Origin of the sequence: Oryzibacter oryziterrae, from assembly GCF_021864535.1 — a bacterium.
GTDB lineage: Bacteria > Pseudomonadota > Alphaproteobacteria > Rhizobiales > Pleomorphomonadaceae > Pleomorphomonas > Pleomorphomonas oryziterrae.
Map to the genome: position 1 here is coordinate 19,111 of NZ_JAKJIC010000002.1, position 15,467 is coordinate 34,577.

12 protein-coding genes and 1 tRNA gene are annotated in these 15,467 nt (G+C 65.0%); 8 read left to right on the forward strand and 5 right to left on the reverse strand.

All coding sequences use genetic code 11. From position 1 onward, the window contains the following. Positions 1-26 precede the first annotated feature (26 nt). From modB to L2I41_RS02530, 5 genes are all read left to right on the forward strand, one after another. The gene (gene modB / locus L2I41_RS02510) at positions 27-713 is read left to right on the forward strand and encodes a molybdate ABC transporter permease subunit (protein ID WP_237151933.1); all 687 of its coding nucleotides are present in this window, start codon (positions 27-29) and stop codon (positions 711-713) included. Continuing rightward, complete coding sequence (modC, locus tag L2I41_RS02515) at positions 713-1,789, forward strand: molybdenum ABC transporter ATP-binding protein (protein ID WP_237151934.1); 1,077 nt, start codon at positions 713-715, stop codon at positions 1,787-1,789. The genes modB and modC overlap by 1 nt, the downstream gene beginning before the upstream one ends. 107 nt (positions 1,790-1,896) lie before the next feature. Next, positions 1,897-2,745 (forward strand): protein-methionine-sulfoxide reductase heme-binding subunit MsrQ, encoded by an 849-nt coding sequence (gene msrQ / locus L2I41_RS02520; protein ID WP_237151935.1) that lies wholly within the window; start codon positions 1,897-1,899, stop codon positions 2,743-2,745. A gap of 171 nt (positions 2,746-2,916) precedes the next feature. Next, positions 2,917-3,765, forward strand: a complete 849-nt coding sequence (locus L2I41_RS02525) for an SH3 domain-containing protein (RefSeq protein WP_237151936.1) — start codon at positions 2,917-2,919, stop codon at positions 3,763-3,765. A 101-nt stretch (positions 3,766-3,866) separates the two neighbouring features. Next, positions 3,867-4,205, forward strand: coding sequence for a hypothetical protein (locus tag L2I41_RS02530; RefSeq protein WP_237151937.1), 339 nt, complete (start codon positions 3,867-3,869; stop codon positions 4,203-4,205). Positions 4,206-4,233: 28 nt separating this feature from the next. Here L2I41_RS02530 and ade read toward each other — a convergent pair whose 3' ends face one another. The 3 genes from ade to putA form a co-directional block, all read right to left on the reverse strand. Beyond that, positions 4,234-5,961 carry an adenine deaminase gene (gene ade / locus L2I41_RS02535; RefSeq protein ID WP_237151938.1) on the reverse strand — a complete coding sequence of 576 codons (1,728 nt, stop codon included), beginning with the start codon at positions 5,959-5,961 and terminating at the stop codon, positions 4,234-4,236. A 100-nt stretch (positions 5,962-6,061) separates the two neighbouring features. Beyond that, on the reverse strand, positions 6,062-6,463 hold the full coding sequence (locus L2I41_RS02540) for a group II truncated hemoglobin (protein WP_237151939.1): 402 nt from the start codon (positions 6,461-6,463) through the stop codon (positions 6,062-6,064). Between the two features lie 81 nt (positions 6,464-6,544). Further along, positions 6,545-10,240, reverse strand: a complete 3,696-nt coding sequence (gene putA, locus L2I41_RS02545; RefSeq protein ID WP_237151940.1) for a trifunctional transcriptional regulator/proline dehydrogenase/L-glutamate gamma-semialdehyde dehydrogenase — start codon at positions 10,238-10,240, stop codon at positions 6,545-6,547. A gap of 174 nt (positions 10,241-10,414) precedes the next feature. Between putA and L2I41_RS02550 the strand changes: the two genes are divergently transcribed. Both L2I41_RS02550 and L2I41_RS02555 read left to right on the forward strand, forming a co-directional pair. Continuing rightward, positions 10,415-10,885: an Lrp/AsnC family transcriptional regulator gene (locus L2I41_RS02550; protein WP_237151941.1), complete on the forward strand. Its 471-nt coding sequence runs from the start codon at positions 10,415-10,417 to the stop codon at positions 10,883-10,885. 464 nt (positions 10,886-11,349) lie between these two features. After that, on the forward strand, positions 11,350-13,026 hold the full coding sequence (locus L2I41_RS02555; RefSeq protein ID WP_237151942.1) for a methyl-accepting chemotaxis protein: 1,677 nt from the start codon (positions 11,350-11,352) through the stop codon (positions 13,024-13,026). A gap of 186 nt (positions 13,027-13,212) precedes the next feature. Here the strand turns inward: L2I41_RS02555 and L2I41_RS02560 are convergent. Together L2I41_RS02560 and L2I41_RS02565 are read right to left on the reverse strand one after the other, a co-directional pair. Continuing rightward, positions 13,213-13,289: transfer RNA gene (locus L2I41_RS02560), tRNA-Arg, on the reverse strand. A 206-nt stretch (positions 13,290-13,495) separates the two neighbouring features. After that, complete coding sequence (locus L2I41_RS02565; RefSeq protein ID WP_237151943.1) at positions 13,496-14,965, reverse strand: ATP-binding protein; 1,470 nt, start codon at positions 14,963-14,965, stop codon at positions 13,496-13,498. A gap of 365 nt (positions 14,966-15,330) precedes the next feature. Here L2I41_RS02565 and rpmH point away from each other — a divergent pair, with 365 nt between their 5' ends. Next, positions 15,331-15,465 carry a 50S ribosomal protein L34 gene (gene rpmH / locus L2I41_RS02570; RefSeq protein WP_237151944.1) on the forward strand — a complete coding sequence of 45 codons (135 nt, stop codon included), beginning with the start codon at positions 15,331-15,333 and terminating at the stop codon, positions 15,463-15,465. Positions 15,466-15,467: the final 2 nt, after the last annotated feature.

Sequence of the window (15,467 nt, forward strand, 5' to 3'; positions counted from 1 at the left end):
TCTCCCGCCTGTGACGATCGAGGCCCATGATCGACCTATCGCCTGACGCCTGGATTGCCATAGGCCTGTCCTTCAAGGTGGCCGCCGTCTCAACGCTCGTGTTGCTGCCGGTGGCCACTGCCCTCGCCCTGATGCTGGCCCGCGCCGATTTCCCCGGCAAGGCACTTGTGGATGGGCTGATTCATCTGCCCCTGGTGCTGCCGCCGGTGGTCACCGGCTATGCCCTGTTGCTGCTGTTCGGCCGAAAGGGGCTGATCGGCGCCTTTCTCGACCACTATTTCGGCATTGTCTTCGCTTTCCGCTGGACCGGCGCCGTACTGGCCGCCGCCGTGATGGCGCTGCCCATCGTGGTGCGCGCCATCCGCCTGTCGATCGAGGCTGTGGACCGCAAGCTGGAAGAGGCGGCCGGCACGCTGGGTGCCGGCCCCGTCGCCACCTTCTTCCTGGTGACCCTGCCCTTGGCGACGCCCGGCATTCTCGTTGGCGCCACGCTTGGATTTGCCAAGTCGCTGGGCGAATTTGGCGCCACCATCACCTTCGTCTCGAACATCCCCGGGGAGACGCGCACCATCGCCTCGGCCATCTACACCGCCAGCCAGTCGCCGGATGGAGACCTTGAAGCGCTGACGCTGTCGGGCATTGCCGTGGCCATGGGCCTCGGCGCCCTGGTGCTGTCGGAAGTCATCGCCCGCCGCAGCCGGAGGGCGCTGTGATGCTGGAAGTGGACGTCGCAAGCCGCCTCGGCAGTTTCGAGCTCAACGTCGCCTTTTCCGGCGGCGAGGGCGTGACCGCTCTGTTCGGGCCGTCGGGTTCGGGCAAGTCGTCCGTCATCAAGCTGATCGCCGGTCTTGCCGCACCGGATCGCGGCCACATCGCCCTCGATGACCGCCTGCTCTGTGATACCTCGGCCCGCGTCAACCTCAGGCCTCACCGTCGTCGCGTTGGCGTGGTGTTCCAGGAAAGCCGCCTGCTGCCGCATTTCAGCGTGCGCCACAATATGCATTTCGGCCGCTGGTTCTGCCCGCCGGCCGAGCGGCGCATTGAAGAAGGGCCGGTGGTCGAGACCCTGGGGATCGGCCATTTGATGGAGCGCCGGCCGGAAACCCTGTCCGGTGGCGAGAAGCAGCGCGTGGCCATCGCGCGCGCGCTCCTGTCGTCGCCTCGCCTCCTCTTGATGGATGAACCGCTGGCGGCGCTCGACTGGGAACGCCGCCGCGAGATCCTGCCGCTGATCGAGCGCCTGCGCGACGATTTTTCCATTCCCATCGTCTATGTCAGCCACGCGGTCGAGGAAGTGGCCCGCCTTGCCGCGCGCGTCGTGGTGCTCGACCGGGGCCGTGTGGTGCGCGAGGGTGCGCCGGCGGATGTGCTGCACGCCTCGGGCGCGGACACCGGCGACCGCTTCGGCATCGCCTCCGTTCTCGAAGGCCGCCTCGGCGCGCCGGACGTGGACTATGGGCTGACGCCCGTGGATCATCCGGCCGGGCGGCTCTGGCTCACCGGGGTCAACGGCCCCGCCGGACGCAGCGTTCGCGTCGTGGTGCGCGCCACCGATGTGTCGCTGGCCACCGAGCGGCCCAAGCACATCACGATCCGCACCGCGCTCAAGGGCGAGATCGCCGCCGTCAACGGCACGGGCCCGCAACTGTCGCTGGACGTGAAGCTCGAGGGGGGCGCCATCCTGGTCGCCGCCGCGACCCGCCGCGCGGTGGACGAACTCGGCCTGCGGCCCGGCGTGCCGGTCTTCGCGCTGATCAAGTCCGTGGCCATTGACGAACGTCCGGTCTGAGCGCAAGGACCGCCGAAGAAAGCGCACACGTTCCTGTGAGCCTTGAAACAAATCCTGTGTGGCCAACGAATAACGGGTAGAGTTCTCCCGTTGCACAGGACTGGAAGATGCTGCCCTGGACCGATCGCGCCAATCGATTTTCGCCCCTCAAGGCTCTGACTTTTCTGATCCTTTTCCTGCCGACCTTCTGGATCGGCTGGCGTCTTGCCTCAGGAGCCATCGGGCCTCGCCCCTATAACGCCGCGGTGCACGAGACTGGCGACTGGATGGTGCGCTTCCTGCTGGCCTCGCTCGCCGTGACCCCCTTGCGGCGCATCACCGGCTGGAACAAGCTGATCCAGATCCGCCGCATGCTCGGCGTTGCGTCCTTTGCCTATGGCCTTGGCCATCTCATCCTCTACACCGTCGACATGAACGGCGACCTGGTGAAGGTCGGCAGCGAGATCGTGCTGCGCTTCTACCTGACCATCGGCTTTATCGCGTTGACGGGGCTCGCCCTGCTGGCCGCGACCTCCACCGACAGTGCCATCCGCCGGCTCGGCAAGCGCTGGAGCGTGCTGCATCGCCTCGTCTTTCCGATCACCGTGCTGGCCCTCCTGCATTTCTTCCTGCAGTCCAAGATCGACGTCTTCCAGGCAACGCTGATGGCCGGTCTGTTCCTCTGGCTGGTCGGATGTCGTCTGGCCGCCCGTAGATGGGCGCTGACCCTGCCGGTGCTGCTCGGTCTGGCGATTGCCGCCTGCCTCGCAACCATGGGGCTGGAATGGCTCTGGTATCGCCTTGCCACCAACATCCCCGCGAGCCGCGTGTTCGCAGCCAACTTCAGCCTCGCCGCTGGCCTGCGTCCTGCCTGGTGGGTGGGCGCCACGGCGCTGGCGGGATTGGCACTCAGCAAGACCTTGCGCGAAAGCCTCAGGGCAATGACCGTAGGACGGCAGCAGGTGTCCAAGCCCTGAGGCTTTGGGGATCTCCGACTTTCTGCTCGGGGGCTGCGATCACGAAGGCTCTGGAAATCGCCGGCGCGGCATGCTGTACTTGCCGTTAGATACAAATCAGATTCATTGGGTCGGGCCGGCGCGTGGGGGAACAGGCGGGTCGGAACTGGCCAATCATTCATTGGGGGGATCATGCGCCAGTTTGCGGCGACGCTTGCCTTGGGCCTGGCGCTTGCGGCCTGTCAAAGCGGCGAGGGCGAAAGCGTTCAGCCGGAGGCCGTGACAACGCCGGCACCTGTGATTACCGGTGCTCTGGGCGCGATGCGCAAGGACGCGGTGACGCCTGACGCCGAACTCAGCGCCTTTCTCGCCGATCTCGCCGCCAAGGCCGGACGCAGCCGTCCGGACGGGGCAGCGGACAGCGACTATGCCGATGTGGCTTCCCTGTTCGCGCCGCGCCTCACCGTCTTCAATCGTGGTCTGGAACCCGACGAGCCCTGGCATCGGATGGCGCCTGACAAGCGGTCGCCGCTGGCCGTTGCCGAGTCATTCCTCGTCGAGCAAGGCGAGCTGCCGCCGGGCGCAAAGGTACCCGACTATCGGCCGGAGCTGATGCAGGTGCTGGTTCGTCACGCGAGCGCGCCGATGACCTATGGCCGCATGCCCGGCTTTCCCGGTGCGGTCTGCTCGGACGCTGAGCTGACTGTCGACTGGTCCGCAGCCAAGGCGTTTGCCGCCACCGACGACCTTGATACCGCCAGCCTGCGCCTTTTCCTCGACGCGCGGCAGCTTCGCGCCGAGCCGAAGGCCAAGGCGCCGGCCGTCGGTACGCTGCCGGCGATGACGCTGTTCCTGTCCAATTATGATGGCGTGCAAGGCGCGCTGGACAAGGGCTGGCTGCAGGTGACGCTGTCCAATGGTGTCAAGGGCTGGGTGCAGGATCCCGACGAGGTCTTTCACGGGCTCAGCCAGCAGCATCTGTGCTTTGGTCGAGAGGGCGGTCATTACCGCGTCATAGGGTTTTATGCCTACGGCCTTTGAACGTCCGAGAGGCGGAAATGGGCTTATGATCAGCCCGTAAGGGCCAGGAGAGTTTCTTGAGGCCGCGATTTGTGTGCGGGCTCATCCATCGGGGGGAAATGATGTCGGTTTACAAGGCTTCCGCGGCGCTTTGCGTCGGTCTCGTTGCGTCGCTGCTCGGCATGGGCGGTGCACTGGCGCTTGATCGCCATGTGGTCATCGTCAACAACACATCCTATACCATCAATGAATTCTACGCCTCCTCCGTCGGGCAGAAGTCCTGGCAGGAAGACATTCTGGGCAATGATACGCTTGCCCCCGGCGCCAAGGTGCGCATCAACATCGATGACGGCACCGGCTATTGCAAATACGACCTGCGCGCCGTTTTCAACGACGGCACCGACGCGGTGAAGCAGGGCGTGAACATCTGCGAAGTGCGGACCTTCACCTTCAACGAGTGAGGCGGTCCGCCCGCCTTTGAAGACAGCCTCAGACGTCGATCAGCTCGAAGCGGTCGACGTCCACCAGCCCCTTGTCGGTGATCTTGAGATGCGGGATCACCGGCAGCGGCAGGAAGGCCACCTGCAGGAATGGCTCGGCCAGCGTGACGCCGAGGGCTTCGCGCGCCGCACGGCGCAGCGGCAACAGGTCGTCATGCACCTCGCCATGCGACTTGAGGCTCATGAGGCCGGCAATCGGCAAGGCGATCTCTGCCAGCACCCGCCCACCCTCGGTGACGACAAAGCCGCCCTCGATCTCGCCGAGGCGGTTGACGGCCAGTGCCATGTCGGCCTCGTTGGCGCCGACCACGGTGATGTTGTGGCTGTCATGGCCGACCGATGAGGCGATCGCGCCACGCTTCATGCCGAATCCCTTGACGAAAGCGCAGCCGATACCGGCTCCGGGGGCGGACTTGCCGTGCCGCTCGACCACGGCCACCTTCACCACATCCTGATCGAGGTCGATGAACTTCTCGCCGTCGCGGAAGGGCAGGCTGAGGTCCACGCGCGCGGTGATGATCTTGCCGGGGATGATGCCGATCACCGGCGTCGACGGGCCTGCGGAGCGCACGCGGAAATCTTCGGCGGTAACCCGGCGCGCCTTGACGCTGTTGCGACCAATCGGGGCGATCTTCGGCCGGGCCGCGAACAGGGTAGGCTCGACGAGACGGCCTGCCGCCACGGTGGCGCCGACGCGGCAGGTCTCAAAGTCATCGAGGAGGACCAGATCGGCGCGATAGCCCGGGGCCACAAGGCCGCGATCATAAAGGCGGAAGGCGCGCGCCGCCGACCATGAGGCGATGCGATAGGCCACGAAGGGCGGCACGCCCGCGGCAATGGCGGTGCGGACGAGGAAGTCGAGATGGCCTTCTTCCGCGATCTCGAGCGGATTGCGGTCATCGGTGCAGAAGGCAAGGAAGGGCGAGGTGCGCTCGGAGATGATCGGCATCAGCGCATGCAGATCCTTGCAGACCGAGCCCTCGCGGATCAGCACCGTCATGCCCTTGGAGAGCTTTTCCATAGCCTCATCGGCGCGGGTGCACTCATGATCGGTGCGAATGCCGGCGGCGAGATAGCCGTTGAGATCCTTGCCGCGCAGCAGCGGGGCGTGCCCGTCGATATGCCCGCCCTGGAAGTCGATCAGCTTGTCGAGGCAGATCGGGTCCTTGTAGAGCACGCCGGGGAAGTTCATGAACTCGGCAAGGCCGATGACCTTGGAATGCCCGACATAGGGCGCCAGATCGGCGGCGCGCAGCGTGGCGCCGGAGGTTTCCAGATGTTCGGTGGCCGGCACGCAGCTTGACAGCTGCACGCGCAGGTCCATCACCGTGGTCTCGGCCGAGCGCAGGAAATAGTCGAAGGCTTCGGCGCCCAGCACGTTGGCCATCTCATGCGGATCGCAGACCGCCGTGGTGACACCATGCGGCAGCACGCAGGCATCGAACTCCTGCGGGGCGATCAGCGACGATTCCACATGCAGATGCGTATCGACAAAGCCCGGCACGATCACCTTGCCGCGCGCGTCCACTTCCCGCTTGCCGCGATAGTCGCCGAAGGTGCCGACGATGCGGTCGCCGCTGATGGCCACGTCGGAGGCGACAAGCTCGCCGGTGACGAGATCAAGGAAGCGGCCGCCCTTCAGCACGAGATCGGCGTCGGCAACGCCGCGGCCCTGGTCGATCATGGCGGAAAGGCTGTCGTGGGTCAGTCGGGTCATGGGCAACCTGTGGCAGTTGGAAGCGCGGCGAAAGCCAAGCAATCGCCGTTCCAACTACTGACACGGCGGCGCGGCGCTGGAAAGGCTTTGCAGGAGGCGCTTATTGCTTGTTCTGCATGTGGAAGGCGAGCTGCTGGATCGGTTCGAACACGATGTCGCGCAGTTGCTGGCTCTCCACCGTTTCGTTGAGCGCCCGGCGGAAGCACAACAGCCAGCCGTCGCGCTCGCGCGGACCGATCGGCGCCGGCAGGTGACGACGGCGCAGCATGGGGTGGCCATACTTGTCCTGGTAGAGCTGCGGCCCGCCGGTCCAGCCGGTCAGATATTCGTAGAGCTTTTCCTCGGCTCCGGCGAGGCTCGGCCCGTGGATGGCGCGGCATTCGCGCGCCTCGGGCAGGCTGTCCATCAGCTCATAGAAGCGGCGCACCAGGGCCCGGATGGTTGGCTCGCCACCAAGCGCCTCGTAAAGGGTGATGGTTCGGAGGCTGTCGTCGTCGGTCATGCTTGTGCCTGAGGCTGTTCTGTCCCGCCTTGCTTACAGGAAGGCGGGACAGGGCTCATCAGGAAAAATGGCGGCGCCTGCTCATCCTATGGTCATCAGGCTGGCATTGCCGCCGGCCGCAGCCGTGTTGACGGAGGTGGACACTTCCTCGAGCAGCAGATTGACCGCATAGCCGAGCGCACCCGAGGCGATCTCCTCCCGAGATGCCGCCTGTACCGTCACGATGGCGCCGGGCAGGCCGGCCAGCGTGCCGCAGACGCCGGTGACCGCCGCAGCGTCACCCTCGACGAGAGCGGCCGCAAAGGGACCGGCGGTGGGCCAATCGGCCGTCCAGGTGATCGCATCGGCTAGCGCGGAGGGCAGCTCGGCGGCAAGCGCCTCAAGACGCGAATGGCTGGCCACCACCGGCTGATTGCCGCTGGCAAGGCAGGCGGCCAGCTGGCGCAGGAAGCCCGATTGCGTCTCGGCGATCATCAGCACCCGGCCGCGCGGATGCAGGGCATAGGCGTTGAGCTCGCCGACCGGGCCGGAGAGCTCCGTCTTGAGACCGAGCCGCGACTGCCGGGCGAAGCTGCGCGCGGCGGTGGCATCCTGTTCGGCGCCCCGTTCGTCCAGCCAGGCGGCCAGACTGTCCGTGAGCGGCTTGGCCGCGGAAGTTGTTCCCAAGGGCTGCTCTGGCGGCGGCGTGACGAGGCGGCCGAGATAGAGCGGACCACCCGCCTTCGGTCCGGTGCCGGACAGGCCGCGACCGCCGAAGGGCTGCAAGCCGACGACGGCGCCGATGACATTGCGGTTCACATAGAGATTGCCGGCGGCGACGCGGCTGGTGACATGCTCGATGGTCTCGTCGATGCGGGTGTGCAGGCCGAAGGTGAGGCCGTAACCGGTGGCGTTGATGTCGTCGATCAGCCGGTTGATGTCGGTCCGCTTGTAGCGCACCACATGCAGCACCGGGCCGAAGACTTCACGGCCAAGATCGGCGAGCCCGGCGACCTCGATGATGGTGGGCGCCACGAAGGTGCCGCGATCGGTCGCGCTTGGCAGCGGCAGCTGTTCGACCTTGTGGCCGCGCGCGGCCATGCGCGCCACATGGGCATCGATGGTGGCCTTGGCCTCGGCGGTGATCACCGGGCCGACGTCGACGGCGAGACGGTCGGTGCGGCCGATGTCCAGTTCCGTCAGCGCGCCCTTGAGCATGGTGAGAATGCGGTCGGCCACCTCCTCCTGCAGGCAGAGGACGCGCAAGGCCGAGCAGCGCTGGCCGGCGCTGTCGAAAGCCGAAGCGATCACGTCGCCGACCACCTGCTCGGCCAGCGCCGAGGAATCGACGATCATGGCATTCTGGCCGCCGGTCTCGGCGATCAGCGGGATCGGCTTGCCCGAGGGCGTGGTGCGGGTGGCAAGCTCACGCTGGATCAGCCGGGCGACTTCCGTCGATCCGGTGAACATCACGCCCGCCGTCTCGCGGGCCGCAACCAGCGCCGCGCCGACGCGACCGTCGCCCGGCAGGAGCTGCAGCGCCGCCCGAGGCACGCCGGCTTCGTGCAGGAGGCGCACGGCGGCAGCGGCGATCAGCGGGGTCTCCTCCGCCGGTTTGGCGAGTACCGGGTTGCCGGCCACCAGCGCGGCGGCAATCTGCCCGGTGAAGATGGCCAGCGGGAAGTTCCACGGGCTGATGCAGGTGATGGGGCCGAGCGCCTGCTGGGAGGGGCCGAAGGTGGTCCGGGCCTGCTCGGCGTAGTAGCGCAGGAAGTCGACGGCCTCGCGCACCTCGGCAATGGCGTTGGGGGCCGACTTGCCGGCCTCGCGCATGATGAGGCCGAGGAGATGCGGCATCTCCGCCTGCAGCCGATCGGCGGCGCGGTCGAGGCAGGCGGCGCGTGTTGCCACCGGCGTTGCCGCCCAGTCGGGCGCGAAGGCGGCTGCGGCGGTGAGCGCGGCGCGCACATCCGCCGTGCTGGCCTCACACACCTCGCCGACGTGGTCGCCGTGATCGCCCGGGTTCAGGACCGGGCGAGGCGCCGCAGCCTCCGAGGCAACGGCCAGGATGGGCTCTGCCGTCCAGCTCCTGGCGGCGGACGCCTGCAATGCGGCGTCGAGATCGGCGAGCACGGTTTCGTTCGACAGATCGAGACCTGCGGAGTTGGCTCGCGTGGCGCCGTAGAGGGCGGCGGGCAGGGCGATCTTCTCGTGCGGCGCGCCGGGCACGGCCATGGCGCGCACCTGCTCGACCGGATCGATCACCAGCTCGTCGATCGACACCTTGGGATCGGCGATGCGGTTGACGAAGGAGGAGTTGGCGCCGTTCTCCAGGAGGCGACGGACGAGATAGGCCAGCAGCGTCTCATGGGTGCCGACGGGCGCATAGATGCGGGCGGGACGGTCGAGCTTGCCGGCGCCGACCACTTCCTCATAGAGCGGCTCGCCCATGCCATGCAGGCACTGGAACTCATATTGCCCGGCATGATAGGCGGGACCGGCCAGATGGTAGATCGTGGCGAGCGACTGCGCATTGTGGGTGGCAAACTGCGGGAAGACCGCATCGGGAGCGGCCAGGAGCTTGCGGGCACAGGCCACATAGGCCACGTCGGTGTAGACCTTGCGGGTGTAGACCGGGAAGTCGTCGAGGCCATCCACCTGCGCCCGCTTGATCTCGGCATCCCAATAGGCACCCTTGACCAGGCGCACCATGACGCGGCGACCGGCGCGGCGGGCAAGGTCGATGATGAAGTCGATCACCGCAGGGCAGCGCTTGCCATAGGCCTGCACCACGAAGCCCATGCCGTTCCAGCCGGCGAGATCCGGATCGAGGCAGAGGCTTTCGAGGAGATCGAGGGACAGTTCCAGCCGGTCGGCTTCCTCTGCGTCGATATTGAGGCCGATGTCATAGCCGCGCGCGATGAGCGCCAGCGCCTTCACCCTCGGCAGCAGCTCGCCCATGACGCGCGCCGTCTTGGCGCGGGCATAGCGCGGATGCAGGGCCGACAGCTTGATGGAAATGCCCGGGCCTTCGATGACGCCGCGGCCGGCGGAAGCCTTGCCGATGGCGTGGATGGCCGTTTCGTAATCGCGATAGTAGCGGTCGGCGTCGGCGGCCGTGGTGGCCGCTTCGCCGAGCATGTCATAGGAATAGCGGAAGCCCTTCTTCTCCAGTGTCCGCGCGCGCTTGAGCGCCTCGTCGATGGTCTCGCCGGTGACGAACTGCTCGCCCATCATGCGCATGGCGAGATCGACGCCTCGCCGGATCACCGGCTCGCCGCAGCGGGCGATCAGGCGGGTGAGAGCGGCGCCGAGGCCGCGCTCGTTGACGGTGCCGGTTAGTTTGCCGGTGACCGCGAGGCCCCAGGTGGCGGCGTTGACGAACAGCGAACGGTCAGCACCCATGTGGGCGGCCCAGTCGCCGTCGGCGATCTTGTCGCGGATCAGAGCGTCCCGCGTCGCCGTGTCGGGAATGCGCAACAGCGCTTCGGCCAGGCACATGAGCGCGACGCCTTCCTCGCTCGACAGCGAGTATTCATGCACCAGCCCCTCGACGCCGCTGTTGCGCGGCTTGGCGCGCAGCGCCGTGATGAGATTGCGGGCGGTGGCGGCGATCGCCTGGCGCTGACCGGCGGGCAGGGCCGCTGCTGCCAGCAAGGCCGGAACGCAGATGGTCTCGGGCGTGCGATAGGCGGATGTGATCGCCTGCCGCAAGGGGCCCTGCGGTCGGATCGGCGGTGCAAAGGTGGCAAACGGAGGAGCGGAAGCAAGCGGGGACGTGGGCAGGGGGGCGTTCATGGCTGAAGTCTCCTGTCGGGCATGGCTTCGTCGAGCATCGCTCACGTGGCGGTCGACGAAAATCTGCGGGAAATGTGGGAGAAATCATACCAGTCGGCGTCTGGTCATTTTGCCTGAAATCGACGAAAATGGAAGGCAAATCGCCTATTTGAATAGCCAATGATAGGATGAAGAATGGATAGGGAGCCGAACATAAGTCAACTCGACCCGTTTGACCGGAAGATTCTGGCCGCCTTGGCCGAAGATGGCCGCATGGCGGTGACCGAACTTGCCCGCAAGGTTGGCCTCTCCAAGACACCCTGTCAGGTGCGCATGAAACGCCTTGTCGATGAGGGATATATCCTGGGCTTCCGTGCCGTGCTCAACTTGCCGAAACTCGGCCTCGACCACATCGCCTTTGCCGAGGTGAAGCTGTCGGATACGCGCGAAAAGGCGCTCGACGAGTTCAACCGCGCCGCCAACAAGGTCCGGGAGATCGAGGAGTGCCACATGATCGCCGGCTCCTTCGACTATCTCCTCAAGGTCCGGACCACCGACATCCATAAATACCGGCAGGTGTTGGGCGAAAAGATATCAAGTCTGCCCCACGTGGCCAGCACGTCCACCTATGTCGTGATGCAGCCGGTGAAAGAGGCGGGCAGTTGAGGCAGCTCGTGGTCGATGGAGAGAGGTAATTTATACGGAGGGTCTGGTTGAGATCATTGAGAGTTCGTCAATGGACTAGTCAAAGTTACCATGGGGATAAATATATCGTAAGTTGTTACATTCGGAACCAATTGAATAAGTATCAATATAAACCGACGGGTAATTATTGCGCGATAGCATGGAGTTGAGCTTCCGAGTTCCCTTGCGGGAACCAGATAGACCTTGGACAGGTCGTCGTGCCCCACTCTGCAGTCTAGAGAGTGCATACGTCCATAGACATCTCTTCAGGCTGAGCGCCTGAAAAAGAAGAACTCGCGTTCGATCAAGTGCAGTCAATCACTGCCCCGGCAATTGCCGGGGGGCTGGCTTGTTGCCGATCGGGTGGGCCGGACCGATCAAGGTCCGTGTCCCCGCCGCGGAAGGTCATTCCGGCGGCGCGCGAAGGCATAATCGTGGGGTAGGAAATGAAGCTGACGATCAAGACCCTTCTGGTTGGCGCTGCCGCCCTTCTCGTTCTCCTGATCGGGGTGCTGGGAGGATTGTCTCTGACCAAGATGGGCGCCATGCAGGCGGCAACCTATGACATCACCAACAACTGGATGCCGGCGGTCACCAACCTCGGGCGGGTGAGGGCTGCGGCCATTCAATACCGCATGCTTGGCGCGCGTCACGTGACCAACACCGACGCGGCGAAGATGCAGGAAATCGAGACGTCCATCGGTGCCGCCCTCGCAGACGTCGACACCTATTCGAAGCTCTACACGCCGACGATCACCGGGTCTGACGAGCAGGCGCTGTGGAATGTCTTTGCCACCGAATGGCCAGCCTACAACAAGATCCAGGACCAGATTCTCGACTTGAGCCGCAAGAACGAGAATGAGAAGGCCGCCGAGCTGCTCAATGCGTCGGCGAGCGACTTCAACAAGGCCATGGACTCGCTGAACAAGGACATAGAGTACAACGACAAGGGGGCCGAAAAGGCCAAGGACTTGTCGATCTCCACCTATGAGATGGCCTTCTGGTCGGTGTTGGTGGTGAGTGCCGTTGCGACCCTCTGCGGTCTGTCCACCATCGCCTTCGTGTTGTTCGGTGTGTCGCGTCCGCTGACGCGCATCACGGCGGCCATGCAGGCCGTGGCCGAGGGGCGGCTCGACACGCCCATTCCCTCGGAAGACGCCCGCAACGAGATCGGCGATCAGGCCCGCACGCTGAAGATCTTCCGCGACGGTCTGATCGAGGCAGAGCAGTTGCGCGCCAACCAGGCCGAGCAGGAGCGGCGGGCGCAGGAAGCGGCGGTCGTCGAACGCAATCAGCTGGCTGACCGGTTCCAGGCCTCCATGGGCGCCCTGGCCGATCGCTTCGCCCATTCGTCCCAGGAAGTGGCCTCATCCGCCCGCAATCTTTCGGCCACGGCCGAGGAGACGTCGCGGCAGGCGCAGGCCGTGTCGGGAGCTGCAGAGGAAGCTGCGTCCAATGTGCAGACCGTTGCGGCTGGAACCGAAGAGCTGTCGGCCTCGATCCGCGAGATCAACCACCAGGTGACGAAATCGGCGCAGATCGCCGGCGAGGCCGCAAGTGAGGCCGCCCGCACCGAAAGCAACGTGCGCGAACTGACGCAGGCGGCAGTCCGCATCGGCGACGTGGTCAATCTCATCAGGGACATCGCCGAGCAGACCAACCTTCTGGCGCTCAATGCCACCATTGAAGCGGCGCGGGCCGGCGAGGCGGGGCGCGGCTTTGCGGTGGTGGCCTCGGAAGTCAAGCAGCTGGCATCCCAGACGGCCAAGGCTACCGACGAGATCGGCGCCAAGATCGGTGAGATCCAGGACGCGACCAACGAGACGGTGCAGTCGATCGGCCGCATCGTCAGCACCATCAGTTCGATCCGCGACGTCACCTCCTCCATTGCCGGTGCCATGGAAGAGCAGGGGGCTGCCACCTCCGAGATCGCCCAGAACACCCAACGGGCCTCCACCGGCACGCAGGACGTCACCGGCAACATAGCCGGCGTCGGCCACGCGGCGGAAACCACGGGCGCAGCGGCAACGCAGCTGATGGGCCTGTCGGACAATCTGCAGACTCAGTCCCGAGATCTGCAGCGCGAAGTGTCGGAGTTTGTCAGCAGCCTGCGGGCAGGCTGAAAGGATAACGCCTGACCAGATAAAGGCGCCCGGCGACCACGTCGGGCGCGTCGTTCCTGGGGAGTGTCGATTCCGGAGCCTTCACGCACGCAAGGCAACGCCAACGGCGCAACGATGCAGTGGCCGCGACAGGCGACAGCAACCAGCTCAATCACATCAGTCTTGTGTGGATTGACCGAAGAAGAATGGCGCGCTCGAAGAGATTCGAACTCCTGACCCTCAGATTCGTAGTCTGATGCTCTATCCAGCTGAGCTACGAGCGCATGCCATGGCAAAGAAATTTCTTCGCCGGGATCGGTCGGTCCCGATCGATGGGCAGTGTCTATATCGTCGCGTTTCTGATTGCAAGTGCTTTCTCAGATTTCGTGCGCGAAAATGGGAAAAAAAGGAAAAGCGCTAAATTACAATGGCTTGCATTGTTGGAAGTGGCGCTTCCGCCACCTCCGCTACAGATGAGCCGGATATTGGATCATCCGGTCTTGCGGCTGCGGGCGTCTGCCAGGGAGGCTGAACGGTCGGGAATTTCGATCTCGAAGGTGGCGCCGGGCTGGTTCTCGAGCGCGACGATCGTGCCCCCGTGAGCGCGGATGAGTTCGGCGGCGATGGCAAGGCCAAGGCCGGTGCCGCCAGGGCGCACGGAGCCCTGGAAGGGCTTGAACAGGGTCTCTCGCGTCTTCTCTGGCAGGCCGGGTCCGGTGTCGGCCACACGGATGCGGACGACACTGCCTTCACGCGATCCGGAGATGGTCATGCGCTTGACCATGGCGCTGTCGGCGGTCTGCTCGAGCGCTTGCACGGAGTTGCGCGTGAGATTGAGCAGCACGCGGAAGAGCTGATCTGAATCGGCGTCCACCTCGAGCGAATCGGGGACGGCGTTGACCCATTCGATGCTGGCGTGATGGCTGATGCCGGTGACGTCGGCCACATCGTTGGCGAGGCGCACCAGTGCCACGAGGCGCCGGTTGGGCGGCGCTTCCTGCGCTTTGCCATAGGCAAGGACCGACTGGCAGTAGGTGATCGCACGGTCGATGGTGCTGACCAGCTTGGGGGCGAAGCGCTGCACCGTCGGGTCGGGAATGGAGGTCAGGCGATCTGAGACAAGCTGCGCCGAAGCGAGCAGATTGCGCAGGTCGTGATTGATCTTGGAGACCGCGAGCCCCAGATCGGCCAGGCGGCGCTGCTGCTTGAACATGTCGCCGATGCGGCGCTGGATCGAGGCGATCGCCAGCTCCGCGTGTCCGAGCTCGTCGGTGCGGCCGGAGGGGATGACGTGGTAGGCGGTGGCTTCCGGGTCGTGGCTCCACCGTTCGAGCTGAATGCCGAGCTTGCGCATGGGCTGAACGAACAGGAAGCGGATGCTGTAATAGACCAGCATGCCGGTGATGGCCGAGATCGTCAGCGATATCAGGAAGATGGTTCCCGACGCCTCGATCATGGCCCGCCGCAGTCCGCGTTCGGAGAAGGCGATTTCGATTTCGCCGTCGGCGCCATAGGCTCCGGTCGCCTTGATGGTCCTGTCATCGCCGAGCAGCAGCGTGTTGGTCGCCTCGCTCAGCAGGTCGAGGAAGCTCGTCTGCCGCACGTCGATGCTGCGATCCACCGTGGGTGGGGTGTCGGCAACGGCGACCATCTGCTTCATGCCATCGGTCCGGACTGCGATGGCATAGGCATCGACCTGGGACAGCATGTCGGCCTGGATGTCGCGCGGCGGTGCCTCGGGATAGGCGGTCAGCGCATGGGCGGCGATCACGCCGGTCCGCAGGCGCTTTTCGATCTCGTCCTTCTGGAAGTTGGAGATCAGCGGAAAGTAGATGAGAATGTCCGCAAACATCACGAAGAGAATGGTCATCAGCAGCAGCTTGAAGGAGAGACCCCGCTTGGGATCTCCGAGCGGCATGGCCGTCTCTTCCTTCAACGGCAAATCGTCTGACTGATGCATCTCACCCGTCCCAAATCAAATTGCCCTTCTATCTGTTCCTTTCGTCAGAAATTGGAAGAGGCTGATGAGCGGATCTGGCGAAATATTTTGTAAGATTATGTCCCGTTGTAACACGGCAATGCAATTTTCCTCGGATGCCCAGCGGATTCCGGGTCTGTCTCCCATTGATCCGTTGACGGCGCCGTTGCGCTCCCGTATAAGCCCGCATCGATCGGAGAGGTGCCGGTCTGCCGGGGCGTTTGCCGCTGGCGGAAGGCGCCGCATTTCCATTTTTGGCAACAACCTGCCGACTGACCGGGCGCGACACTGCCGCCGGGGCAGGGGCACGACGAATGAGGACGCCCGCACAAGCGGGCGAAAGAACAATGAAGCGGACTTATCAGCCGTCCAAGCTCATCCGCAAGCGCCGTCACGGCTTCCGTGCCCGCATGGCCACCGCTGGCGGTCGCAAGGTGATTGCCCGTCGCCGTGCTGTCGGGCGCAAGAGCCTTTCGGCCTGATC